Raw genomic sequence first — 24,760 nt, 5'->3', positions numbered from 1 at the left:
TTAATCTTACCGTTTTTAAATGTAGCTTACCTTATAAATAGATCCTATTTATCTGTTAATAAAAGCAAAAATATCAAGGTGATAAACGAACATCACCTTGATATTTTAATCATAACATTACATTTAATGATTATTTAATTGGTAAACAATGCCATTACTAAAATTTGCAACTTTTTAATATAACTGAACTTTGCCCATTTTTCCTTCGCCGCGCTCGGTCAGATATTTCATCACGGGTGTATCTAGCAATTTTGCCTCTGCAACCGTCTTCGCTTGGATCAAACGCTTTTGTTGGCGACGCTCAGGCGTTTTGTCTTCTGCTTGCATGACGCTACCATCGATTTGCAAGCCAATCTCTGCCTGTGTAAATTGCTGCTGTAGTTTTTCTGCCAGTTGCTGAAAGGTCATCTGCAAGTGCTTACTGTCGACACTGGTAACAAAGGTAGCTTTACCATTGCATAGACCAGTCATCATACCTTGACGGGCAAGTGCCAATTCATCTTGAGCCAAAACCTCCGCTTCACGAGCGGTTTGTAGCCAATAGTCCCACTTCTCTGGTGTCCACGCACCTACCAACTCTTGCGGTGGGCAACGAAGTAAAGTGCGTGGATCATCAGATTCAGATGTTAATTGAGAATCATTCGCCTCAGGCTCAACAACGGGTTCAGGCTCAACAACGGGTTCAGGCTCAACAACGGGTTCAGGCTCAACAACGGGTTCAGGCTCAACAACGGGTTCAGGCTCAACAACGGGTTCAGCATTTGCGCTACTATCCAACACATCCAACGTGTGTGCTGATTCATGAATTGGATCAACACTGACTTCATTACTGTCAAAACTAGCGTTTGGCTGCTCAATACTGACCTGCTCTTGATAGTCGATATCATAAGGCTGTAACGGCGGCATCGAAGCTGAATGGGTAATGGTCGCCTGCGTAGAAGATGTATTTTCTATGGCGGGTACTTCAGATGACACGGAGTCATCATAAGTAGGGTTTAGTATTTCGTCTATTGGTAATGGACGAAAGGCCAACAGACGTAAGATACACATCTCCAGCGCTTGCATCGGTGTACTGGCAAGTTTCACGCCTTCACGCGCTTGCACAACGATTTCGTAATAGAGCTGCAATACCTCAGGACTGATATGCTGTGCCAGCGCATTAATATCTTGGGCTTGCGCCTCATTGACATTGAGAGCGACTTCGGGCAGTAGCTGGGTCAATGCCAACTGATGTAATAGCTCTGCCAGCCCATCAAACATACTCGTCGCATCAACCATTTGCGCACGCATCTGCTCAATATGAGCGGCGACGGCAGATTTGTCATGATTATAGATATCAGTGATGAGCCGCACCAAGTCAGCGGCATCAATCAAACCGAGCATGGCATTGACCGTGACATCATCAAGCGCACCTTGGCCAAAAGCAATGGCTTGATCGGTTAGGGATAAAGCATCACGTACCGAACCTTTTGCTGCACTGGCCAATTGCCAAAGTGCAGGTTGGGTATAGCCTACTTGCTCTTGGGTAAGGACATTTGCCAAATGCTCACTCAGCAAGGTTTGCGGCAACGGGCGTAGAACAAACTGTAAACAGCGCGAGATAATAGTAATTGGCAATTTTTGCGGATCAGTGGTCGCGAGCAAGAACTTCACATGTTCAGGCGGCTCTTCCAAGGTTTTGAGTAGTGCATTGAAGCTATGCGTGGACAGCATATGCACCTCATCAATCAGGTAAACCTTGTAACGTCCTTGGCTTGGTGCATAAGGCACGTTATCTAGTAGCTCGCGGGTGTCTTCCACTTTGGTGCGAGAGGCCGCATCAATTTCGATCAGATCAATAAAACGACCTTGATCGATGGCAACGCAATTATCACACACACCGCAAGGCGTACTGGTCACCCCAGTATCACAATTCAGGCACTTGGATAATATACGGGCAATCGTCGTCTTACCGACACCGCGCGTACCCGTAAACAGATAGGCATGATGCAGACGATTGTAATCAATGGCATTTATCAATGCTTGCGAGACGTGCGTTTGCCCAATCAACTCATGGAAGTTTTTTGGGCGGTATTTGCGAGCTAAAACTTGATATTGCTGCGTCATAGTAACTGCCAATATAGTAACTGCCAATGTGAAAAGTACGAATATATAAAAAAGTACAAATATAGTTAAAGCATCAAATCAGCGATCTATAGTAAGGAAAGTCTATGACTGCGATCGCAACTCAGCCAACTGCTCGTATAAGCGCTGCGTGTTTGCATCGATAGCCGAGCCATTCTGATGAAAAGTGTCAATATACACCTCGGTATTAACGCTGTCCTCGCACGGTCTAACTTCTACGCCAATTAAAAACAAATCATCCATTACCGGCTGCTGCATTTGTGAATTAAGCTCAAACAATAAATCCTGATGCGATGCGCGAACTTTGTCTGCACTCAATGCACTATTTTCATCTTGTCCATAGAACACCATCAGATAATGGCGACCAAATACATGATAAGAATGCTCATGACGAACATAACCATTCCATCGTGAATTTTGATCAATCGTTCTATGTGCCAATATTTTTTCTATTAAACACGCATAGGTATACATCGACTCATCAACTAACACATCGACCTGCTCTTTTGGCAGTGGCGTCCCCGCCTCATAATACTGCTGAATCAAGCGATTAAAGAGCTTATACCACATGCGAGTATTCTTTTGAATCTCTAGCATCAACGCATTAGCAAAAGCAGTTTGGTCAGGTTCTGCAGCTTTAAGCAAGCGAGGTTCCACTTGGTCTATTAACTGGTGAGCAACCAACTGCTCTTGCACCTCAACGGCTCTTTGATGAAAATCAGGTGACTGTAAGAACTGGGCAAGTAACGTTGACTCGTCTTGAAATGTCTCAAAGCCAGCAAGCTTGCGGCGGTGAAAATCCAAATAAGCACTGAGATCACTTGGAGTCACCAACTGATTAAGAATGTCGACAAAGTTTTGATGGCTAAATACTTGTAAGACACTCTGCTCATCGTCCAAGTCCAGCACACAGTCTTCAGCAAAGAACTGACTGCCGTATTCGTAATTGACGGTATAGGGCTGCGACTCTGGGTTATCGCCTTCATGCTTGATGGCGAGTGACGTCAAACCAATAAAATAAATTGCCTTGTCCGATGCCGACGCGTTTACGTCAGCCAGTACCTTGTCATTTTTTAGATAAAGCTGGGCATGACGCTTGATTAATTGGTTGACAACTTCCTTTCTCCACTCACGCACCTGTGTACTATCAATCTCTTGCTGGTTAGCCTGTATCACCACATCATTAACGATAAGGTAAACCGTCGCACCAGAGAATTCACAAACAAAGTCATAACCCTGAAAGGCATGCTCGGGATGATTGCTATTGTCCTCTGATACATCATACAAAGATAAGAAGCTTTGCTGAATCATCTGCTGCCAAACTGAGAGCGGTGCGTGCTGAGTGTCCATAATATCCCTATAGATGAGTGCTCATAAATAACTGAGTGTCTGCCACCAACGTTGCAAAACTCGCTTTATACTCAGTTCAGTAACAGTGTGATAGCCAGTTCAATATAATTTAGATACAAGGAAGGCGAGTAAAGTACGACAAGTAGTAGACTAAGCGAGCCTGATACCCTATCTAAATTATATAGGAGTGACTATATTTCATAGTAAGTAGACTCTAGTCTAGTTGTCAAGCTTGCGACGCATATGTGGGAATAAAATCACATCACGAATGCTTGCTGAGTCCGTAAATAGCATCACTAAGCGATCAATACCAATGCCCTCGCCTGCTGTCGGTGGTAAGCCATAAGATAAAGCTTCGATATAGTCTTCATCAAAATGCATCGCTTCATCATCACCAGCGTCTTTTTCAGCGACTTGACCACGGAAACGTTCTGCCTGATCGGCAGGGTCATTCAGCTCACTAAAACCATTGGCCAATTCACGACCACCGATGAATAGTTCAAAGCGGTCAGTAATCTCAGGGTTATCATCGCTACGGCGTGCCAATGGCGACGTCTCTGCAGGATATTCAGTGATAAAGGTTGGCTGACGCAATTGATGCTCAGCGGTCTCTTCAAAGATAATCGTTTGCAATTTACCCACACCAAAGCCCTCTTTTACTTGCTGTTTAAGGGTGGTCGAGGCGTACTCTGCCAGATATTCACGGTCATTGATACGTGCCATATCGAAATTTTCAGCATATTTTGCAATTGCATCAGACATAGACAAACGTATAAATGGCGCTTTTAGACTAATGTCTTCTTCTTGATAAGTAATCTCAGTTGTGCCCAAAATATCCATCGCCAATTCATTAAATAAGCGTTCGGTCAAATCCATCAAGTCATGATAATCAGCATACGCTTGATAAAACTCAATCATGGTAAATTCAGGATTATGGCGAGTTGATACGCCTTCGTTACGGAAGCTGCGGTTAATCTCGAACACTCTTTCAAAACCACCAACGACTAAGCGCTTCAAGTAAAGCTCAGGCGCGATACGCAGATATAAAGGCATATCTAGAGCGTTATGATGCGTCACAAACGGACGTGCCACCGCACCACCTGGGATAGGATGCATCATCGGCGTCTCAACTTCCATGAAACGCTCATTTAACATAAACTTGCGAATGCCGCTAATGACTTGACTGCGAATCATAAAGGTATCACGAGTCGTCTCATTGGTCATCAAATCAAGATGACGATTACGATAGCGCGCTTCGACATCAGCTAAACCATGAAACTTGTTTGGCATCGGACGTAGCGCTTTAGTCAATAACTGAAACTCTTCGATATGCACATATAGATCGCCCTTGCCTGAGCGACCAATATAGCCTGATACGCCAACAATATCACCCAAATCTAATGATTTAATGGTCGCTAACGTCTCTGGATCCAACTCTTTGCGTGCAACATATAACTGAATGCGACCCGTCATGTCTTGAATAACAATAAAGGCACCACGGTTCAGCATGACGCGACCTGCCACGTTGACCTGTGTTTTTTCGCCATTCGCCGCTTTTTCTTCAATTTCTTGTTTTGAGACGCCGTCAAAAGCAGTTTGCAAATCTTGCGCATAATCGGTGCGTTTGAACGTATTTGGATACGGCTGTTTGCCTGAAGCAGTGATATCGTCTAGCTTGGCTTGCAGTTGCGCAATCAGCTCGTTAGCGTCTTCTACAACTGGGGTTTGGTCTTGGTTCTGATTTTTATTGTTGGGATTTGACATAACACTCTCAAAATTATTAGGTAATTAAAGGAACAAACGAAAACGGTGAATTGAATCTATACTTATTATCATCATAGTCAGCTGTAAAAAAACAGCTATAGACAAACAAACACTGTCAGGTGGACAGTGTCTCGCTTTTATAAACCAATGGCTTTAGTCCGCACCAATACTGGCCATCAAGTCCGCCTGATGCTCACGCAACAGTGCATCAAGAATCTCATCCAAGTCGCCTTCCATAATGGCATCAAGCTTGTATAACGTTAGGTTAATACGATGATCGGTCATGCGACCTTGTGGGAAATTATAAGTGCGAATGCGTTCTGAGCGATCGCCACTACCGACCAAATCACGACGGATGGTGTCTGCGGCATCAACTTGAGCCTGTACTTTGACTTGCTGAATCTTTGAAATCAGCATTTTCATCGCTTGCGCACGGTTTTTGTGCTGGCTACGCTCTTGTTGACACTCTACCACGGTACCCGTTGGAATGTGTGTTAAGCGTACAGCTGAATCCGTGGTGTTAACGTGCTGACCACCCGCACCGCTTGAGCGAAAGGTGTCAAAACGAATGTCTGCTGGATTTAGATCTACTGTATCATCAATCTCAACTTCAGGCATCACCGCCACGGTACAAGCTGAGGTATGCACGCGACCTTGGCTTTCGGTTTCAGGCACACGCTGCACACGGTGTACACCAGACTCAAACTTTAGACGACCATAGACGCTGTTGCCGGACACACGAGTAATGATTTCTTTATAGCCGCCATGCTCGCCTTCATTGGCTGACAGCACTTCCATTGTCCAGCCTTGAGTCTGCGCGTACTTTTGATACATACGAAACAAATCACCGGAGAAAATCGCCGCTTCATCACCACCTGTCCCAGCACGAATCTCTAAGAAAGCTGGCACTTTATCATTGGGATCTTTTGGCAACATCATGACGTTGAGCGCTTCTTCCATCTCGACGATGGTATCACGTGCCGTCTCAATCTCATCGACCATCATCTCTTTCATGTCAGGATCTGTCGCATCGGCTAGCATAGTCTCAGCATCGGCCTGATCCGTCTCTGCACGCACATAGTTCTGCCATAAAGTAGTGATATCCATCAAGTCGCTGTGCTCGACAGACAATTCACGGAATTTATTATTATCGCTGATGACACTGGGGTCTGATAATAAGGCGGTGACCTCTTCATAACGGTCTACCATCTGGTCTAAACGCAGGCGTAAGGATTCTTTCATAAAAGGACTTTTAATTGGATAAGAGGAATAAGACTGTGATTATAGCAAATTTTTTGGGGTAAATTAAAACCTCTAGGCATTCTTGTCGATATATGGACAAACTTTTCTGCTACTTGTGTCATATCGACACTTTTTTCTGATGATTTGAATACAGCATAAGCTTTGCTTAAAATTTAAGTAAAAAAAATAGCCAAGAATATTCTTGGCTATTTAAACAATAATTAAGACTTAAGGCTTAAAAAATCAGACCTTACGAACCAGTACCGACCCAATAGAGTAACCAGCACCAAACGAGCAAATCACACCTAAATCACCAGATTTTAGCGCGTCTTTATAACGATGAAAGACAATCATTGGGCTGGCTGAACTGGTATTGGCAAATTCTGCGATAACACTTGGCACAATCGCCTTATCGGCATCACGTCCAACAACGGTGCGCAAGATTAAATCTAGCATGTTGGCATTGGCTTGGTGTAACCACATCATTTTTACATCACTGGCTTGCATTTCGTTCTCATGCAAATGCTCGGTGATGATTTCTGATACCTTTGGACAAACTTCACGGAATACTTTGCGGCCGTTTTGTAAAAACAGTTTATCAGTAACCGGCTCTTTGATATCTGGATACATCTCAGTCTGCGCCGCCAAAAACTCTGAGCGATCCATAAAACCATATTCGTTTTTGATATTGGTTGAAAATTCGGTAAACAACTTCGAGTTGATGATCTCATAACCTTTTGGCGTCTCAAGCTCTTCAACGATAGAAGCGGTTGCCACATCACCAAAGATAAAGTGGCTATCACGATTGCGCCAGTTAAGATGCGCTGAAGTAATCTCAACGTTGACCACCGCAATGCGCTTGGCAAGCCCAGAGACGATAGAGCCATGCGCTTGCGATAAGCCAAAAGTCGCGGCACTACAAGCGACGTTCATATCATAAGCAAATCCGCCAATCATGCCGATTTCTTTTTGAATCTCGATAGCGACTGCTGGATAGGTACGTTGGAAGTTTGAACAGGCAAGGATGATACCGTCTAAATCATTGGCCTCAAGTCCAGCATCAGCAAGGGCATCTTTGAGCGCCGCAGCACCCATCTCAGCCATAATTGACAGCTCTTCGCCTAAATGACGATAAGGAATCACGGGCGCCATGATTTCTGGGTTTAAGATACCGTCTTTTTCCATGACATAACGAGATTTGATGCCAGAGACTTTTTCGATAAAAGCGGCCGATGAGGGCTCAAGTGCAGTCACCGTGCCTGCTGCTATGTCATCAGCATGCTTTGCATTATAATTATCAACATACTGGTTAAAAGACGCCACCAGCTCTTCGTTGCTGATGCTATAAGGGGGAATATATAGGCCGGTGCCTGTGATACAAGTCGTCATGATAAGCTTCCTTGTCTACTACTATAGGGCTTGGAATAAGCATAAAAATGGAGAAAATAACAATCGTTCATTTTCAGTGAATAATTGTAAACTTAAAATCAGTGCCTTTATTATGCCTGAATATTTTAATTTTTCTAATACTTTGTTACAAATAATCTGTTTCTTGCTAAGATTTAACAAAGACTGGCTTCATTTCAAGTTAGCTACTTAAGACAGCTACGTTATAATCAATAGTACATACTCTCGTAAAATCCATGACGGATATAGTCAAAGAAGTCTAAAATGGTTACCAGGCAACCGAGCGAAACTACTACTAAAGTAGACTTAGAAAGGTTAACACTGTAACCGTTTAGCCGTTCGCTGACTATACTTATAAAAGCTCATATTTGGAATATTAATGGTTGAACTTCTTAACTGGTTATTTGGGCAATATGCCGATTACCCTACCGTATTTATTGCGCTCGAATTAATCGCGGTTATCTTTGGCGTGGCGAGTGTATTACTTGCCAGCAAAACCAATATCCTCGTCTTTCCCATCGGACTAGTCAGTACTGCCATTTTTGTCTATCTGCTATGGAAATGGCAGCTATTCGGCGACATGTTTATCAATGCGTATTATACGGTTATGAGTCTATATGGCTGGATTAACTGGTCAAAGAATAAAAAATCTCACCATAGTGAGGTTCAGCAAGTAGACAATGTCCAAATAGAACATCTACATTCCGATGACATTCCTATTCTATCAGCCTTAGCAGCAGGCACGATCGCTTTCGTTGCCTTGGTTTATTACTTCCGACCGGTGATTAATAATGGGTTTAGTTTCGACGGTGCCGTACTTGGAGTGCACTTATTTACTTGGGTGGACTATACCGATATGCTGACTACCGCGCTGTTTTTGATGGCTATGTGGCTGATGGCACGGCGCAAAATTGAGCATTGGCTACTGTGGATCGTCGCCGATGCTATTTCTGTGCCGCTGTACTTTTACAAAGGATTGACCTTCACCGCACTACAATATGTAGTCTTCACTCTCATTGCAATCTGGGCATATTATGAATGGCAACGACGCTACCGCTTGCAACCTAAAGCAGCATACGCCTAAATCGGTCATCAATGTCGCTATCCTAGGGGCAGAGAGCACTGGTAAGACCACACTATGTCGCGACTTAGCCGAGCATTTTGGCTGTCCTTGGGTGCCAGAATATATGCGCACTTATCTACAAACGAAATGGGATAAGGAGCAACTGACCTGTACATGGGACGATTTACTTCCCATTGCGCAGGGTCAAATAAAACTAGAAAATGAACTGGCTCAACAAGCCGCTCAAATGCCGGATAAAGTGCGCTACTTATTCTGTGATACCAGTCTGTTTGAGTTGATGGTTTACGCCAATTGGTATTATGGCGACTGCCCTAAAGCGCTCATCAATGCGGCGTTAATACATCATTATGACTTGATTTTATTAACCGAAGTTGATATCCCGTGGGTCGCTGATGATTTGCGCGATAGCCCGCATCAGCGCGACGAAATCAGTGCTTATTTTGAAAGTCAGCTGACTCGTCACCAAAAGCCGTTTCATCGCATAGGTGGTGCTAGAGACGAGCGCGTACAACAAGTGCTCAAATGGCTTTCTTAAATCCATCCTATCCCACGTTATAAATAAATGACCTACAACCTTTAGGAATATTAAGAGATGTCGATGCTAAAAAACCTTGAACCTTACCTAGAAAAAACCATCTTTAACAGCCGCTGGATATTAGCGCCTTTTTATTTAGGGCTGATCTTAGGGATTGTCTTATTATTTATAAAATTCATTCAAAAAACAATCATGATGTTTAATACTGTATTTAGCGCTTCTGTATCAGACGTCATTGTTAATATATTAGTATTAGTCGACCTCTCCTTAGTAGCCAGCTTATTATTAATTATCATATTTAGTGGTTATGAGATATTTGTCTCAAAAATTGACACTGGTGATCACGTTGATCGACCTAGTTGGATGGGTAAAGTAGATTTTTCTGGTCTAAAACTAAAAGTCATTGGTGCCATCGTCGCTATTTCTGCAATTGATCTTTTAAAATCATTTATGGACATTCCTAATGAATTGAGTAATGGTGAAGCGGACAAGCTCATGTGGAAAGTCATCATTCATATGACTTTCGTAGTGTCTGGCTTATTGTTTGCTATTATGGATAAAGTGGTTGGTGATACTAAAAAACACTGATGCCAGAAAGCACTGATATCAGAAAATACTGATATCAGAAAACACTAAGGCTTATTTTTTCCACACACTCTCCATCGTTCTTACATATTTTTTCTTTATCTCTCCTCTATGATCTTCTTTGAACCTACTGACTGTTATATGCACAGTTTTGGACTAAAGACTCATATGAGGCACTCTTATGCAAAAAACACTATTCACGGTGTAATGGACATTATTCATGCTGGCGTAGGGTCTAACGCTATATACTGTCTATATTTGCAAGGAATCAAAGCCATGAATCAAAAAACTGCCCTTTTTGTCGTGATAAACACACTAAAAAGAACGGACGCAAGCTAGGCAAACAACAGTATCAATGTCTAGCTTGCAAACGGCAGTTTTTAGGTGGCAAAAGACTCAATAACCAAACCCTTTGGACGGAATACACTCAGGGCAAACAGACCTACAAACAACTGGCTGACAAGTATAGCTGTAGTCTTAAAACCATTCAAAGACGCTTAGACACAGTCAGTATTGACTATCAAGTTAAGCGACCGAATACTGCTAACATCATCATGGACACCACTTACTTCGGTCGTAAGTTCGGTTTAATGGTTTTTATGGACAATACCACTAAAGCCGTTCTTTACTACGCGATAGTCAGTCATGAAACCAACAGTGCCTACAAACAAGGAATTGATCATCTAGCATCGTTAGGCGTTGATATACAAAGCATCACCTGTGATGGTAGACGAGGACTGCGTACGTTATTCACCCGCACCCCTTGCCAGATGTGCCAGTTTCATCAGGTGCAAATAGTGACCCGCTACCTCACTCGTCGACCTAAGAACAGTGCCAGTATCGAGCTTAGACGACTTACTTTAGAAATAAAACTGCTTGATAAAGAGGCGTTCATACAGCGCTTAGATCACTGGTATGTGACTCATGAAGCCTATCTCAATGAACGTAGTACCAATGACGATAACAGTAGAACGTGGTACACGCATAAGCGCCTTAGAAGTGCTTATCGTAGCCTCAGAACCAATAGTGATTGGTTATTCATTTATCAAGAATATAAGCATTTAGATATACCAAATACCACCAATTCTCTTGAAGGATTATTCAGCGAGCTCAAGCGACAATTACACAGTCATCATGGTCTAAATGAGCAGCGTAAGTTGCGGTTTATTAAAGACTTTTTAGGGTCAAAGTCTCTCAAATAGCATGAATTATGTCCATTAGCGACTACCTTCTACTTTTTAGCATGAATTTTGTCCATTACACCCTATTCACCAAATTGACTATCATCGTGGGGCTCTGCATTATTTTTGTCGTCGGGCTCATGATGTTTCGCACTGTCATCGCTGAACGACAATATTATGCACAATCAGTGGTGAAGGAAATCGCCCAGCAGCACGTCAATCCGCAAGAAGTCATTACCCCTTTCATCATTATTCCAACCACCATAACGCCAGAATGCTCAATAGTAGGCGATACCGATGCCGCTAAATGCAAATCCGCTTATTCATCGACGCTAACGGTCTTTGCTAATAAAACTAGCGCCACTCAAGACCTTGAAGTCAGTACGGACACCTATCGACGAGGGATTTATCATGCCACTAGCTATAACGGCGCGTTAAAATTCGATCAAAGTTATACCATAAATCAAACCCTACAACGCTTAATAGCAGATAACCAGTCGGTGAGTAACGACTCAAAAACCTTTAGCACAGCTAACAATAGTACCAATGGAAATGGCAACACAAAAACAGAAAAGACCGATATACACTGGAATGACGCTAAGTTGATTATTCCAGTTTCTGATTTGCGCGGTGTGGCAACCTTACCAACAGTAACGATCGACAAGCAAGCCATCAAAGCAACCTATCCGCAGAGTGCCATGCTTAATGGCTTAAGCTATGTTGAAGTATCGTTGCCCAACGATGTTTTGAATCGATTAACCACAACGAGCGCAAGCCAGCAAGAAAAAACAAACCTTGTGGCTGAAAATCTGAATAGCGAACCACTAAATACGCAAAGTTCTAACATACAAACGCCTATTAGCCAAAACCCAAACCATCAAGACTTAGACGGTCAGCAATCAGATAATAGTCGTCATCAAGCGCTTGATATTGTGGTGGACTTGCCTCTCTCAGGTATTAGCACCTTAAATACCGTGCCAACGGGGCAAAACTTTGAGCTATCTATGCGCAGCAATTGGCATGCCCCAAATTTTATTGGCAGAGCCTTGCCCAATGCTAAAAAATTCACCTCAAAAGGCTTTGAGGCCAAATGGCAAAATCAATATCTAACGGTCGCTAACAATCAAAATTTATCAAAGTGTGTCAGCACTGCCAATAATCAATGTATGGTAGCCAGTAGCGCCGTGCTCGATAGCGCTGACCAAGATGATGAGGCTATCACAGCAATAGAAGGCATTGTCACAGCAGAGGGTAATATCGTGTCCAATAGCGAGCGAGATGTGCGCTTAAGTAGCTTTGGAGTGAGTTTCGCGGAGCCAAATGACGTGTATTTACAAACAGAGCGCACGATGAAGTACGCACTGCTATTAATTTTGGTGTCGTTCGGTACATTTTTCTTATTTGAGGTGATCAAATCCAGCCGTATTCACCCTATCCAATACTTATTGGTCGGTTGTGCACTGCTGTGCTTTTATGTCTTGTTGCTACCGCTGGCCGAGCAAATCGTCTTTTGGCAAGCCTATGCAGTTGCTGCAAGCGCCTGTGTCGGATTGATTGGTTGGTACACTTATTATGTATTAGATGGTATCAAGCGAGCGGGCATATTTACCGCTATATTGGGAAGTCTGTATGCCGCCTTTTATGGTATTTTGACCACAGAAGACCTAAACCTGTTATTGGGTGCTATCTTCTGCTTTGTATTGCTAGCCTGCGTGATGGTCATGACCCGTAAAATCGACTGGTATAAGATTGCTTAATATAGGGTCTGTTGAACATTTGAATGTTCAACAGACCCTAGTCGATACTAAATAAAATAGACACACAACATTATGATGCGTGACTGCTACAAATTTTTCTTGCTTACTGTACCTACCCAGACAGAGGCTATAAAAAGTTTATATCAGTCACGCTGTATCTTTTTTATATTCACCTGATTAGAGTCGGTTCACTATAAGCTCATCTTTCATCGTCATTTTTCAATCGCATCTATTTATAGGGTATGTTTACATTTAATTTGTCAGTCAGGTTTTTTGGTATTGCACTATACTATCGTCATTACGATATAGGGCTAAAGCGATAAGCCGTAGTCATTGTCGTTATTATTATCGTTGTCATTACGACTGCCATTTATTCAAAAAGCCAATTTAACGACTGTAGGGATTATTTTGAAAGCCACGTTATATACGATTATTGCTTTAATAGCATTTGCCGCAAACTCTCTTTTTTGTAGAATGGCGTTAGCAGAAGGTTATATAGATGCATGGAACTTCACCATCATTCGCCTGCTCAGCGGCGCGCTCTGTCTGAGCATTATTATGGGCGTTTATAGCTATAATTTACGACGCAACGAGGCAACTCTTAAGCATCCCACTAGCGAGGCCATTTTAAGCGACAGAGGTAGCTGGCTCAGTAGTATAAGTTTGGTGGTTTATGCACTTTGCTTTTCAATCGCCTATGTTGAGATTGATACCGGAACTGGCGCACTGATTCTATTTTCAGCGGTTCAGCTCACCATGATTGGCTGGGGGATATATAAAAAAGAGCAATTAAGTGCCTTACAATGGCTGGCTTTTATAGTGGCAGTGGCAGGATTTGTCTATCTCATGTTGCCATCAGCGGCTGTGCCGTCAGTATTGGCAGCGACATTGATGGCCATCAGTGGCGTGGCATGGGGGATATATAGTATACGCGGTAAAGCGTGCGTGTCACCGCTACGAGCGACAGGCTTTAACTTTCTCAGGAGCCTATTTGCGATTCCGCTACTACTCACCATGAGCATGGTTTATTTAAAAAACATATCGTTAGCAACGATCAGTATCGAGGGCATCTTATTGGCTTGCGCATCGGGCGCAATTGCTTCTGGCATGGGCTACAGCGTTTGGTATATGGCAATGCCCTTACTGAAAAGTACGCAGGCGGCAGTAGTACAACTCTGCGTACCGGTATTGGCTGCCATGCTTGGTGTGGTATTTTTATCGGAGCAACTGACCATAAACTTTATCATAGCAAGCACGGTCATTTTGGGTGCGGTTTTAATATTTATTTTAAATAAAAAAACGCCAAAGACGGTAAGTTAGATCATAAAAAATTTCGACCTGTTTTAGGGTCTGTTGAACATTCAATTGATCATATCTAAACGGACTAAAAATGGCTAAATTTTGCCAAACATCGTTAAATAGCTGGTTAATATCCCGATATTATCTGCGCTATTTTCCTTGTTTGACTGCAATTTATCTCATTTTTATCACCATTTTTAAAATGAGGACACGCCCTAAAGACTATTTGTTTTTATGAAAAATAAATAGTCCCATTATTTGTAATAAAGAAAGTAAACGTTACGCTGATAAACTCGAACCACAACACGAAATAACAAAGTTTACTGTATGATATTGCTTTGTGAAATTACAAACAATCATTAACAATATTAAGGAATATTATGAAAAAACTATTAGCTGTTGCGCCTTTTGCTGTACTTCTAACGGCCTGTGCCACTAACGCTCCAACAACAACTACAACCACAGCAAGTGGCAGTGCAAGCAACCAAGTTCAGACACTAACGTGCGAAGACAACGGCAAAGTGACAGCCGCCTATACCGCAAATGGTCAAATTGCTAACTTAAACGTCTCGCTACCTAAAGTCGGCTTAAACAATGCAAAAATATCGTTAAAGCAAGTGGTATCAGGTTCTGGTGCTCGTTATGTAAATGACACCAACCCTAAAACGACATTCGATTGGCACACCAAGGCTGATTATGGCATTATGACCATCAGCTCAGATAACGGACAGCAGTACAGCGTAAACTGTCAAGTATAATCAATAATAATAAAATGACTGACAGTATGTAATACTCGTTAAAAACAAAAATGCCAGTAGCGCCCATAACTTACGCTACTGGCATTTTTTATGAGCGTCTATTGTGCAATATAGTCGATTCAATTTAAAAGCATTACAAGGCAACCGAGTGTAGATGTATATTTGATACGTCAAGCGAGGTTAACGCAGTAATGCTTTTATAGTGGAATGATTCTAGTTAATTAATTGGTCTCTCTATGAATAAAGAGTCATAAACTGGCTACTGATATAAATTTTTTGTAGCATCGAAACTACGCAGACACAGCGAGCAAGGAAAATTTATACCAGTGCCACGTTGTAATACTTGTACTCATTTTATTTGGGACTGACTATAGGATAGCTCATGAGTGAATCAACCAGTCATAACTCGCTGTCTAACAAGCACATATGGTTGATCCCAGTGATTTGCCTGTTGGCCGGTGGCGGATTGATCGGAATTTCTACCAATCTGGCCAAGGTTGCTGGGCAAATTGGCTTATCGCCGCTCGCCTTTCTTTTTTGGTCGATTACTGGTGCAGCGCTCCTATTATTGGTCGTAACGATTGTGCGACGTGATTTGCCGCCGCTGACGCTACGTAGCTTGGAATATTATTCGGTCGCTGCCCTTGTCAGTGTCGCAGGCTCCAACCTGATTTTCTTTTCCGCCATTCCACAAGTTGGTGCAGGCTTCGTGGCCTTAATGATCGCTTTGCCCCCACTGCTCACCTATCTTGGTGCGTTATTTATGCGTATGGAGAGATTTAATATCGTGCGTGCCCTTGGCGTAGCAGCAGCACTAGGCGGTGTCGGTGTCTTAGCCATCCGTAAGTTTTCGGCCCCTGATGCCAGTATTTTTTGGATTTTACTCGCGCTTTGTGGCCCTGTTTTGCTAGCGATTGGTAATATATATCGCACCTTGCGCTGGCCAGACGCAGCTTCTCCCAGCTCGTTGGCGCCTGGCATGCTCATTGTCGCCGCTATCTTATTAGGTCTGGTCGGTATATTGCCAAACTTCTCGCTTACGGTGCCAACGGACGCATTACTGCCGCTAGGTTTGATTGTGCTACAAGCCTTTATCTTCGCTGGGCAGTTTTTACTGCTGTTTTTATTACAAAAAACAGGCGGTCCTGTGCTATTGAGTTTATTGGGGTCAGTCGGCGCCATCGTTGGTGTGCCAGTGGCTATTTTTCTGCAAGGGGAAAGTCCACCAGAAGGTCTGTTATTAGGCGCTTCATTAATAGCCATTGGCGTGGTATTGGTCACATGGGGCGGCATAAAAATGACCGTGATTCCAGATAATACGCATTACGAGCTATGACGATAGAGATATTATGATTGGTTGCGTAATAAAATCGCTGTTTATTGTGGTGCCTCCATCTGAAAATCATATTTATTGATGACGAAAAAAACGCCAGTAACTTAAGCTATTGGCGTTTTTAAAATATAAGCACTCTACTGCATAGAGCTTATATTAGACAACGGTCACGTGCAGGCGTGCATCAACATTACCACGCGTGGCATTGGAGTATGGGCAGACTTGATGGGCTGCTTCAATCAACGTTTGCGCTTGTGCTTCGTCGATACCAGACACTTCAACGTATAAATCTATATCTAAGTTATAGCTGCCATCTTGCTTCATGCCAATACCAACTTGGGTAGAGGTTTTCGAAGCCGTGATCGGCAGTTTCATGTGTTGCGCCGTCAGGTTCAAGGCACTATCAAAACAGGCCGCGTAGCCCATCGCAAAAAGCTGCTCTGGATTGACACCCTCTTTGTCTTGCTCTTGAAAAGAGACCAAGTCAAAGCCTAATGAGCCATCATCTAAGCCTGTATGTCCAGAACGACCACCGGTTGCTGTTGCGCGAGTTTTGTAAAAAATTTTCATAATATATTCCTTGTTTGATGTTATTAGAAGTCGTGCTTGTTTTGTTTCAATGGAGTTATTATAGGCACTCTCAGCTTAAAGCGTTAGAATAGTCCTCCAAAATTCTTGCCTAATTCTATAAAAAATTATATGATTAAGCTATTCATTACATCAAACGCATACCATAAAAAACATCAAGCCGAGAAACACCAAGCTTATAAACTTTCAATCAACACCCCTTTATCTAAGATAAATATTATGCAGCCAACAACGATTGTGCAACTACTTAACATACTGCCCAAGAATCAAACCATCGAGTCTGCTATTGCTGGTTTATTTTTTTACTGTGCAGATAGACCCAATAGAACCGTCAGCTATATTCAAGAGCCTAGTATTTGTATTGTGTTGCAAGGTGAGCGAGAGATCTATTTAGGAAATGATTGCCAAAGATTTGATAATAGTAATTTGATGTTTTGCCCCGTAAATATTCCTCTGAGTATGCATGTCAAACACGCCTCAGTAGACAATCCTGTCATTGTGCTGTCTATGAAGTTAGACCTTGCTATGATTAGAGAAATATTGGCCCAGATACCGCCCGCACGAAATACAGAAGAAAAGCATCTGGGTATAAAATGGCATCTGGATAACACCATACTCGCCGCTTTTGAGAGACTCATCAACTTGCTCGATTATCCAAACGATATCGAATTTTTATCTAAATTAATTCAACAAGAAATCTACTACCGACTGCTCTCAGCACAGCAAGGCAATAAATTGCGGCAGCTCGTCGTCAATGGCAGTCATACGCATCGTATCAGCCAAGCGACGGATTGGCTCAAAGCGCATTTGAGTGAACCCGTCATCATCGAAGAGCTGGCCAGTAAATGTGGTATGAGTATCTCAGGGTTTCATCAGCATTTTAAAGAAATTACCCAGTTAAGTCCGCTGCAATACCAAAAAAGCCTACGCTTGATGGCAGCGAGGCAGCTTATTCAACGTGGTGAATCACAAGTTTCGCAAGTCGCCATGCAGGTAGGCTATGAAAGCCCTAGTCAATTTAGCCGTGAATACAAGCGTTTGTTTGGAGTCAGTCCGAGCAGTGAGCTTAATTAATAACTGACGCACCTTGAGCGCTATAAAGGGTGTAGATTCATTATCTTAACCTTAACCATTATCATAATTATATAAGGAAATATCGTGCAAGAATTACGACGTTTTGAGGATTATTTATATAAGAGACCTAAGCCCACAGGTATCGACGTTGTCTGCGGATTAAAACATTTTTCTATTATCACGTATGCAGTGCCAGTACACAGATTCGAGGGAATATTTCCTGACAGGTTCAAGCTCGATACGGTCATGATAGACGGCGAAGAAAAAGGCTTGATCTCTATTGTACCCTTTATCGATGTTGACTTTACTTCTGCGGTTTACCCCTTTCCAACATTCACCATGGGACAGACCAACTATCGTATCTATATCATAGATACAGAGACTGGTGAGCGCTGCGTATGGTTTTTGGGCACCACTTTAGATTCTTGGACATTAGCAGTACCAAGGTACTTATGGAGTCTGCCTTGGCATAGCGCGAAGATGACTTTTGATTGTCAATTTGATGACGCAACTGGCAAGTATGTAAAGTATTCGGTAAACGCTGAGTCAGAATGGGCAGCGGCGTCGGTATCGCTTGCGCAACATACAGTGGATAATTTTTCGTTCCCAGGCTTCCCTGATACAGAATCAGCGCTTATTTATTTGACCCATCCGCTAGCAGGATTTTATCATCGCCGTGATGGCAAGCTTGGTACTTATCGGGTCTGGCATAAAAGACTTGAGGTACAGCCAGCCTCTTTGATTTCTGCCAATTTCAAGCTGTTATCAGACTTAGGTATTGTCACTCTTTCAGAGCAAAATACTCCCTATAGTGTACTCATCCAGCCTTTAAATAGGTTTACTATCTATTTACCGCCAAAAGTGATTGGTTGACCCATTTGCTATCTGTCTGGCGCATACATTATGAAATAATACTCAGACCTTGATGACTTTTGTCTTCTAAGTCAATGTAGTCTTTGACTTCGTTTTATTACTTTACATATTTACGTCAAGAAGCCACTTGGACGACTCAACTTCCCAATCGAATCACTCATGAGATATTTTAATCAAGAAAATAACAGTTGACTTGACTTATATATTCATAATATAACATATACTATATATAGTATTTATGAATATTGAAACACTGTTATTCCTAGGTTAATCACAAGTATATTTCGTGAGGAGCTACTATGATTCGTTTAAGCTACACTCTCAAATGCTGGGCTTAAGCATCGTCTTTTACTCGGTGTTTTACTTTGCCGTATTAATGACAGATCCTGATTTTGGTAAATATAACTATATGTTAGCGCTAAGCACATTGCTATTCCCCCTTTCCAAGCGAGCGATTGACGTATTGAGTGACTCTTTAAGGCTCGATTTCGATATGTTTGATGGCTTCTTATCACCCTTACTCATCAATATTACGATATGGCTGTTTACCCCTTTTATCGTCTTTTTAACATTCATTGCTTTCTTGGCTTATGGCATGGGCGTGATAAAAGGAAATCTAAATAATTAAAACTAATGTCTAAGGCAACCTAATGCTAGCTTGAATGCTTTATTCTAGTTTTTTTTAAACAAACGGTATTGGCTTGAATATTAGAGTTCACGTAGGGTTCACTAAGTTCACTGATAAGAAATAGATCTGATAAAATTAGTGCGTAGAACGCAACCTACTCAAACTACGTACACATTCTACGAACCGTTATTTGCATTTGATACTTACCTAGATGACCATATTTACCCATAGAGCCAATCTTCCCAACGACGCAAGTTTCAAAATGTTTGTAATAGCCTTTTTGATTTATACTTTTCGAATCTTTTATTAATAACTGCTTTGGATCTGACACATAGTAAGTAATGCCATTAGAGACAAACTCATGAACCTCAAAGCTTCTTTTAAAACTGCCCCGTAACTGCACCTCTTTTTCTACGCTTGTTGGCGCGAATGCCTTCGCATTTTTATTATTACTGGCCTGTGTTTCATTACAGCCCGTACTCATAAATATAGTTGATGCAAATCCTAATATTATCAATCTACCTTTAATCATTATTTTTTATCCTGCTCAAACACCTACGTTAATGTATTGAATAAAGTCCAAGAAACTCTGGTGTAAAAGAATAATAGCCCTTTAATTTAATCAAATATTATCGACTAGATTAAAGGGCTATATCAGGCAATTGTCATATATTGTCAATTAGCAAGTTTTAAAACTCAAATCGAGCCTTAACTCACTTTATCCCACATCTTGCTTAGACGCTTCGGTGATACCGCCATACGGGTTTTCATCGGCTGGGCGAATAGCTGGATTCGATATTCCTCGACCATCCAGCGGTACTCGCTGATAGACTCATTGTTGGCGCGACCTGACAGTCGCTCCATATGCAAGTCTAGCGCATAGACACCATCGAGGTCGGCATCTAAGTTGTGCTCAAGGCGCTCAATGCGAACCTCCAGCGCCTCTAGATAGCGCGGATACTGCTGCCAATGACTGTAATCCATGCGATAGACGAAGTTAGCCAATTGCAAATCTTCCAACTGATCTTCGATGTCTTCGATAGATTCACCAAATATCTCCCGATCGAGCATGAGCAAACTCTGACGGATACGCTGCCAGCGGGTATAGACATTTTTAAGGGTTTTTATGACCGCTTGACCAGTCAATAAGAAGTTGCTCAACACAACTTCAAGTGTTTGCCCATACTCCTCTGGCGTGAACGGCAGCTCCTCGCTTAAGCCAACAGCGATATCATCAGCGCTCTCTGGCAAGGCGTCACTATGGTTAAACAAGACATAGTGCTCTTCGAGTGTAGCATCTAGTGTCGCATCGATAACGATAGTTTTTAGGGCTTCCATATCGCCAAGGGGCGCAAATGCCAGTTTGAATATCTTGTCTATTTGACTGGTCAGTTGTTTTTTCTTCGCGCCAAGCTTGCCTTTGATTAAAGTCAAAACGCCGATACGATGCGCCTGCAATGCAGCGTTTACATCGGTATACTGATGAATCGATACTGCCTCGCCGGCCTCGTCAGCGACCAAGGCGGCAAATTGCTTCATCACCACGCCTGCACTGTGATGGTTTTTGCTAAAAGCAAAGTGCTCAGGGAATTCGGTATGCGTGCCTTGCTGCTCATTCACGGCTTGTCTGGTTTCACTAGCATGGCGAATTTGTAGCGTTTGTAGGTCGCGACCTTTTTCGATAATACGGTTTTTGTCATCGACCACACAGATTTGCGGCTGCAAATAACGATCGATACTAGAGGGATTAAAATTGTCTGCTGTCACCGACATAATGCCGCGACGATTTAAGGCTTGGCAAAGCTGCTTAAGTAAGCCTTGACCACCAGCGGGCTGCAATTCATCAAACAAGCTATCAGCGGTGTCAGGAATTGGTACGATTTGACGGCGGATATCTTTGGGTAATGACTTAAGTAATTGCAATACCAACTCAAAACGCCAACCAGGTACGCCCCATAACAGCTCGATAGCATCTAGCTGCGGTAGCGCAACGAGTGGCACGCGAATCGTCACTCCATCGTCATCGCTCGCCGGATCGAAGACATAACGTAGCGGCAGCTTTAAATCACCCAACTGCCACACTTCAGGAAAGTCACCTGTGGTCGGTGCTTGACTATTGAGCACGTCATCATCGGTGAAGAATAGATGCTTGGTATCAGTTTTTTCAACCTCAGCCCGCCAGTCTTCAAAGGCCTTGCGACTGGCGACATGCTCAGGGATTTTTTTGTCGTAGAACTGGTATAGCGTCTCTTCATCGACGAGTAAGTCACGACGGCGCAGCTTGTCTTCGATACGCTCAACATGAGCGATTTTGTCCATGTTATGCTGCAAGAATGGCGCTTGGCGACCTAAGTTACCCGTGACCAAACCATCGCGGATAAAGATTTCTCGTGACTCAACCAGATTGACTTGCTCGTAATTGGTCAGCTGCTTACTGATAATAATCAAACCAAATAAGCTGATCTGCGCGTAAGCTTTGACACGCCCCGTCTTTTTCGACCAATGCGGCTCAAAGTAGTGATATTTTAATAAATCACCTGCCGCTGAGATAATCCATTCTGGTTCAATTTTGGCAACGGTACGCATAAAGACTTGCGACGTTTCTACGACTTCAAACGCCATGACCCAAGGTGGTATCTGTTTAAATACCGTACTCGCTGGGAAGATTTTAGCTTTTTGCTGGCGCGCGGCTAGATATTCACCACGATTTTCAGTCTTGTGGGCGATGGTAGACAACAGACCTGTTAATAATGCGCGATGTAAATTGGCATACTTAACCGCTTTGATTTCTTCATCATCAATCGCCGTTGGATCGTTAGTCACGTTTTCTAACGTATCCGTAGTTTTTGCCTCTTTAACATCCGTAAGCTTGAGGTCGGTGACCATTTGCACCAACTGGCGATGGGTCTGACTCCATTCACGCACCCGCGGAAAGCTCAGATAGTTTTTCTTCGTGAATTGCTTGCGTTGATTACCAGAGAGCTTATTGCCGTCTTCATCGGTTTCAAACAAAGCCTTCCACAGACTTAGATAAAACAAAAAATCCGAGTCATCTTGACGAAATTCTGCATGCTTTTGATCTGCTTGTTGACGCTTATTGGCAGGGCGCTCGCGAGGATCTTGTACCGCAAGCGCGGCGACCACGATAAGCATCTCTCGAATACAGTCAAAATCGCTACCGGCAACTAGCATACGTGCTAGCCTTGGATCGATTGGCATACGTGCCATCTTTTGACCAGTGGGCGTCAGGCTTAGATGATCGAGACCTTTTTTTGCTTTTGGCTTGTTGGTTTGCTTAGTAGAAGTTGCTTCATCTTTAGACGTAATCGCCCCTAATTCATCAAGCAATTTATGCCCATCTGTGACCAAGCGACTATCGGGTGGCTCAATAAACTCAAAGTCATCGACACTGCCCAAACGTAGATTGGCCATCTGTAAAATAACGGACGCTAAATTGGTACGTAGAATCTCAGGCTCAGTAAACTCAGGACGACCAGTAAAGTCCTCCTCACTATAGAGACGAATACAAACACCCGGTGCGACACGACCACAGCGACCTTTGCGCTGATTGGCAGCCGCTTGTGAAATCGCCTCAATCGGTAAACGCTGTACGCGTGAGCGATATGAATAGCGTGAAATCCGCGCAAATCCTAAGTCAATGACATAGCGAATGCCGGGTACGGTCAGCGCAGTCTCAGCGACGTTGGTCGCGATCACAATACGTCGACCTCGACCTGAGGGCTGAAAAATACGCTGCTGCTCTTCATAAGTCTGCCGTGCAAATAGTGGCAGTACTTCGGTATGCTTGGGTCCATGACGTTCAAGTACCTCTTGGAGTTCACGAATTTCTGCTTCAGTGGCGGCAAATATCAAGATATCTGCTTGGTCAGCATGACCTTTGCTTTGTGCATCACCAAAGCATTCCTCTACCGCAGCCACAACCGCACGCGGCAGATTTTCTTCAAAATCATCGTAGCTGTCATCATCCGAGCTGTTTACTGGCTCATCAGTCAGCGGACGATAGCGAACTTCGACGGGGAAGCTGCGCCCTTCGACATTAAAAATCGGCGCAGGTACGTTACGCTTTAGTTTATTATCATAACGGCTAAAGTATTCACTAAAGCGCTTGGTATCAAGCGTTGCTGAGGTAATAATGACTTTTAAATCGGGGCGTTTTGGTAGCAACTTTTTCAGATAACCCATAATAAAGTCAATGTTTAAGCTACGCTCATGCGCTTCATCAATAATAATAGTATCGTATTTACTTAAAAATCGATCATGACCCAATTCCGCCAATAAGATACCATCAGTCATAAGTTTAACGACTGACTGCGCGGTACCTTGTTCATTAAAGCGAATTTTAAAACTGACCGTATTACCAAGCTGCTCGCCCAATTCTTCAGCGATACGGTTTGCTACACTTCTAGCCGCTAGTCGCCTTGGTTGGGTATGCCCTATCTGTCCAGTAATACCACGTCCTGCTAGCATTGCCAATTTCGGCAATTGCGTTGTTTTACCTGAGCCCGTCTCCCCTGCGACGATAATGACTTGGTTATCGATAATAGCCTGAATTAAGTCATCACCACGTTGGCTAACGGGCAGATCAAGATTTAATTTAGCTGGCAAGTCCTGAGGAATACTATTGATACGCGCTTGCACGGTTTGCTGTGAGCGGGTTTTAATTTTGTCATACTGCGCACGTTTTTTAGCTAGCTCATCAACTGCTTTATTATCAGAATTGCTACTGGCTTTCTTATTCTTAGCAACAGCTGCACGCGCCAGCTCACGCTCTAAGCGACTTAGATAGTAGCTGTCTTTTGCTAGTACGGGTAAGTCAGTGGCAACTTTAGCGTGCGAAGATGTGTTATCAGTGTGTAGCGTAAGATTTGAGTCATCATTATTTGGGTTAACAGCTTTACTTGATTCATTGCTTGGCTGATTGGGGCTAAAGGCACTGGCGTTTCGTTCATTGGCGGTGTTTTCAGTAGGCATTTCTGAGACATTTTTAGAAGTATTGGACATATTTACTTAGGCTATTTATTATTTGGAAGTGGTTAGATTATGGGGGTAATTTGGGCATGATTCAAGATGGTTATAGTGCTTGGTTTGCACATTGAAATCTTTTATCAGTTTTGAGAGCCCTAGCTTTGATGGCATTGATAATGTAATAGCTATTTT

General features: G+C 42.9%; 19 protein-coding genes. 11 read left to right on the top strand and 8 right to left on the bottom strand.

What is annotated here, in order from left to right; genetic code table 11:
* Window positions 1-174: 174 nt before the first annotated feature.
* From dnaX to ACSUPM_RS06750, 5 genes are all read right to left on the bottom strand, one after another.
* Window positions 175-2,106, bottom strand: a complete 1,932-nt coding sequence (dnaX, locus tag ACSUPM_RS06770) for a DNA polymerase III subunit gamma/tau (protein WP_436880295.1) — start codon at window positions 2,104-2,106, stop codon at window positions 175-177.
* A 102-nt stretch (window positions 2,107-2,208) separates the two neighbouring features.
* Complete coding sequence (locus ACSUPM_RS06765; RefSeq protein ID WP_101210663.1) at window positions 2,209-3,474, bottom strand: hypothetical protein; 1,266 nt, start codon at window positions 3,472-3,474, stop codon at window positions 2,209-2,211.
* A gap of 219 nt (window positions 3,475-3,693) precedes the next feature.
* On the bottom strand, window positions 3,694-5,238 hold the full coding sequence (lysS, locus tag ACSUPM_RS06760; RefSeq protein WP_201566481.1) for a lysine--tRNA ligase: 1,545 nt from the start codon (window positions 5,236-5,238) through the stop codon (window positions 3,694-3,696).
* Window positions 5,239-5,391: 153 nt separating this feature from the next.
* Window positions 5,392-6,480: a peptide chain release factor 1 gene (gene prfA, locus ACSUPM_RS06755; RefSeq protein WP_427646752.1), complete on the bottom strand. Its 1,089-nt coding sequence runs from the start codon at window positions 6,478-6,480 to the stop codon at window positions 5,392-5,394.
* Window positions 6,481-6,723: 243 nt separating this feature from the next.
* A complete protein-coding gene (locus ACSUPM_RS06750) occupies window positions 6,724-7,869 on the bottom strand; it encodes a beta-ketoacyl-ACP synthase III (protein ID WP_025650800.1) in 1,146 nt (381 codons plus the stop codon).
* A gap of 397 nt (window positions 7,870-8,266) precedes the next feature.
* Between ACSUPM_RS06750 and pnuC the strand changes: the two genes are divergently transcribed.
* The 8 genes from pnuC (at window position 8,267) to ACSUPM_RS06710 (ending at window position 16,422) form a co-directional block, all read left to right on the top strand.
* Window positions 8,267-8,971, top strand: coding sequence for a nicotinamide riboside transporter PnuC (pnuC, locus tag ACSUPM_RS06745; RefSeq protein WP_436880294.1), 705 nt, complete (start codon window positions 8,267-8,269; stop codon window positions 8,969-8,971).
* Window positions 8,922-9,506 carry an AAA family ATPase gene (locus ACSUPM_RS06740; RefSeq protein ID WP_436880293.1) on the top strand — a complete coding sequence of 195 codons (585 nt, stop codon included), beginning with the start codon at window positions 8,922-8,924 and terminating at the stop codon, window positions 9,504-9,506. Before pnuC ends, ACSUPM_RS06740 begins: the two co-directional genes overlap by 50 nt.
* Before the next feature lie 63 nt (window positions 9,507-9,569).
* Window positions 9,570-10,094 carry a TIGR00645 family protein gene (locus ACSUPM_RS06735; protein WP_101210666.1) on the top strand — a complete coding sequence of 175 codons (525 nt, stop codon included), beginning with the start codon at window positions 9,570-9,572 and terminating at the stop codon, window positions 10,092-10,094.
* Between the two features lie 251 nt (window positions 10,095-10,345).
* Window positions 10,346-11,293, top strand: a complete 948-nt coding sequence (locus tag ACSUPM_RS06730; protein ID WP_436880307.1) for an IS256 family transposase, variant Zn-binding type — start codon at window positions 10,346-10,348, stop codon at window positions 11,291-11,293.
* A 119-nt stretch (window positions 11,294-11,412) separates the two neighbouring features.
* Entirely contained in the window at window positions 11,413-13,029 is a 1,617-nt protein-coding gene (gene creD / locus ACSUPM_RS06725; RefSeq protein WP_436880292.1) for a cell envelope integrity protein CreD, read from the top strand.
* 408 nt (window positions 13,030-13,437) lie between these two features.
* Complete coding sequence (locus tag ACSUPM_RS06720; protein ID WP_201566473.1) at window positions 13,438-14,349, top strand: DMT family transporter; 912 nt, start codon at window positions 13,438-13,440, stop codon at window positions 14,347-14,349.
* 359 nt (window positions 14,350-14,708) lie between these two features.
* The gene (locus ACSUPM_RS06715; protein ID WP_101210733.1) at window positions 14,709-15,086 is read left to right on the top strand and encodes an MliC family protein; all 378 of its coding nucleotides are present in this window, start codon (window positions 14,709-14,711) and stop codon (window positions 15,084-15,086) included.
* Between the two features lie 382 nt (window positions 15,087-15,468).
* Window positions 15,469-16,422, top strand: a complete 954-nt coding sequence (locus tag ACSUPM_RS06710) for a DMT family transporter (protein ID WP_201566469.1) — start codon at window positions 15,469-15,471, stop codon at window positions 16,420-16,422.
* 153 nt (window positions 16,423-16,575) lie between these two features.
* Here the strand turns inward: ACSUPM_RS06710 and ACSUPM_RS06705 are convergent, their stop codons facing one another.
* Window positions 16,576-16,989 carry an organic hydroperoxide resistance protein gene (locus tag ACSUPM_RS06705; RefSeq protein WP_173239998.1) on the bottom strand — a complete coding sequence of 138 codons (414 nt, stop codon included), beginning with the start codon at window positions 16,987-16,989 and terminating at the stop codon, window positions 16,576-16,578.
* Between the two features lie 237 nt (window positions 16,990-17,226).
* On the opposite strand from ACSUPM_RS06705, the gene ACSUPM_RS06700 reads away from it, so the two are divergent.
* The 3 genes from ACSUPM_RS06700 to ACSUPM_RS06690 all read left to right on the top strand — a co-directional run bounded on the left by ACSUPM_RS06700 (window position 17,227) and on the right by ACSUPM_RS06690 (window position 19,582).
* Window positions 17,227-18,081, top strand: a complete 855-nt coding sequence (locus tag ACSUPM_RS06700; RefSeq protein ID WP_201566467.1) for an AraC family transcriptional regulator — start codon at window positions 17,227-17,229, stop codon at window positions 18,079-18,081.
* Window positions 18,082-18,165: 84 nt separating this feature from the next.
* Window positions 18,166-18,954, top strand: coding sequence for a DUF2071 domain-containing protein (locus tag ACSUPM_RS06695; RefSeq protein ID WP_227674824.1), 789 nt, complete (start codon window positions 18,166-18,168; stop codon window positions 18,952-18,954).
* A gap of 376 nt (window positions 18,955-19,330) precedes the next feature.
* Complete coding sequence (locus ACSUPM_RS06690; protein WP_436880291.1) at window positions 19,331-19,582, top strand: hypothetical protein; 252 nt, start codon at window positions 19,331-19,333, stop codon at window positions 19,580-19,582.
* 163 nt (window positions 19,583-19,745) lie between these two features.
* Here the strand turns inward: ACSUPM_RS06690 and ACSUPM_RS06685 are convergent, their stop codons facing one another.
* Window positions 19,746-20,114, bottom strand: a complete 369-nt coding sequence (locus tag ACSUPM_RS06685) for a hypothetical protein (protein WP_101212592.1) — start codon at window positions 20,112-20,114, stop codon at window positions 19,746-19,748.
* A gap of 176 nt (window positions 20,115-20,290) precedes the next feature.
* The gene (hrpA, locus tag ACSUPM_RS06680) at window positions 20,291-24,604 is read right to left on the bottom strand and encodes an ATP-dependent RNA helicase HrpA (protein WP_436880290.1); all 4,314 of its coding nucleotides are present in this window, start codon (window positions 24,602-24,604) and stop codon (window positions 20,291-20,293) included.
* Window positions 24,605-24,760 lie beyond the last annotated feature (156 nt).

The sequence above is a fragment of the Psychrobacter okhotskensis genome (genome assembly GCF_965638355.1).
Classification (GTDB): domain Bacteria; phylum Pseudomonadota; class Gammaproteobacteria; order Pseudomonadales; family Moraxellaceae; genus Psychrobacter; species Psychrobacter okhotskensis.
The sequence above is the reverse complement of the archived record's forward strand: the minus strand, read 5'-3'. Positions and strand labels throughout refer to the sequence as shown.

What these genes read in the sequence shown, in the direction of transcription:
- dnaX (WP_436880295.1), bottom strand. Translation starts at nt 2,106, where the DNA reads ATGACGCAGCAATATCAAGTTTTAGCTCGCAAATACCGCCCAAAAAAC.
- ACSUPM_RS06765 (WP_101210663.1), bottom strand. Translation starts at nt 3,474, where the DNA reads ATGGACACTCAGCACGCACCGCTCTCAGTTTGGCAGCAGATGATTCAG.
- lysS (WP_201566481.1), bottom strand. Translation starts at nt 5,238, where the DNA reads ATGTCAAATCCCAACAATAAAAATCAGAACCAAGACCAAACCCCAGTT.
- prfA (WP_427646752.1), bottom strand. Translation starts at nt 6,480, where the DNA reads ATGAAAGAATCCTTACGCCTGCGTTTAGACCAGATGGTAGACCGTTAT.
- ACSUPM_RS06750 (WP_025650800.1), bottom strand. Translation starts at nt 7,869, where the DNA reads ATGACGACTTGTATCACAGGCACCGGCCTATATATTCCCCCTTATAGC.
- pnuC (WP_436880294.1), top strand. Translation starts at nt 8,267, where the DNA reads ATGGTTGAACTTCTTAACTGGTTATTTGGGCAATATGCCGATTACCCT.
- ACSUPM_RS06740 (WP_436880293.1), top strand. Translation starts at nt 8,922, where the DNA reads ATGAATGGCAACGACGCTACCGCTTGCAACCTAAAGCAGCATACGCCT.
- ACSUPM_RS06735 (WP_101210666.1), top strand. Translation starts at nt 9,570, where the DNA reads ATGCTAAAAAACCTTGAACCTTACCTAGAAAAAACCATCTTTAACAGC.
- creD (WP_436880292.1), top strand. Translation starts at nt 11,413, where the DNA reads ATGATGTTTCGCACTGTCATCGCTGAACGACAATATTATGCACAATCA.
- ACSUPM_RS06715 (WP_101210733.1), top strand. Translation starts at nt 14,709, where the DNA reads ATGAAAAAACTATTAGCTGTTGCGCCTTTTGCTGTACTTCTAACGGCC.
- ACSUPM_RS06710 (WP_201566469.1), top strand. Translation starts at nt 15,469, where the DNA reads ATGAGTGAATCAACCAGTCATAACTCGCTGTCTAACAAGCACATATGG.
- ACSUPM_RS06705 (WP_173239998.1), bottom strand. Translation starts at nt 16,989, where the DNA reads ATGAAAATTTTTTACAAAACTCGCGCAACAGCAACCGGTGGTCGTTCT.
- ACSUPM_RS06700 (WP_201566467.1), top strand. Translation starts at nt 17,227, where the DNA reads ATGCAGCCAACAACGATTGTGCAACTACTTAACATACTGCCCAAGAAT.
- ACSUPM_RS06690 (WP_436880291.1), top strand. Translation starts at nt 19,331, where the DNA reads ATGACAGATCCTGATTTTGGTAAATATAACTATATGTTAGCGCTAAGC.
- ACSUPM_RS06685 (WP_101212592.1), bottom strand. Translation starts at nt 20,114, where the DNA reads ATGATTAAAGGTAGATTGATAATATTAGGATTTGCATCAACTATATTT.
- hrpA (WP_436880290.1), bottom strand. Translation starts at nt 24,604, where the DNA reads ATGTCCAATACTTCTAAAAATGTCTCAGAAATGCCTACTGAAAACACC.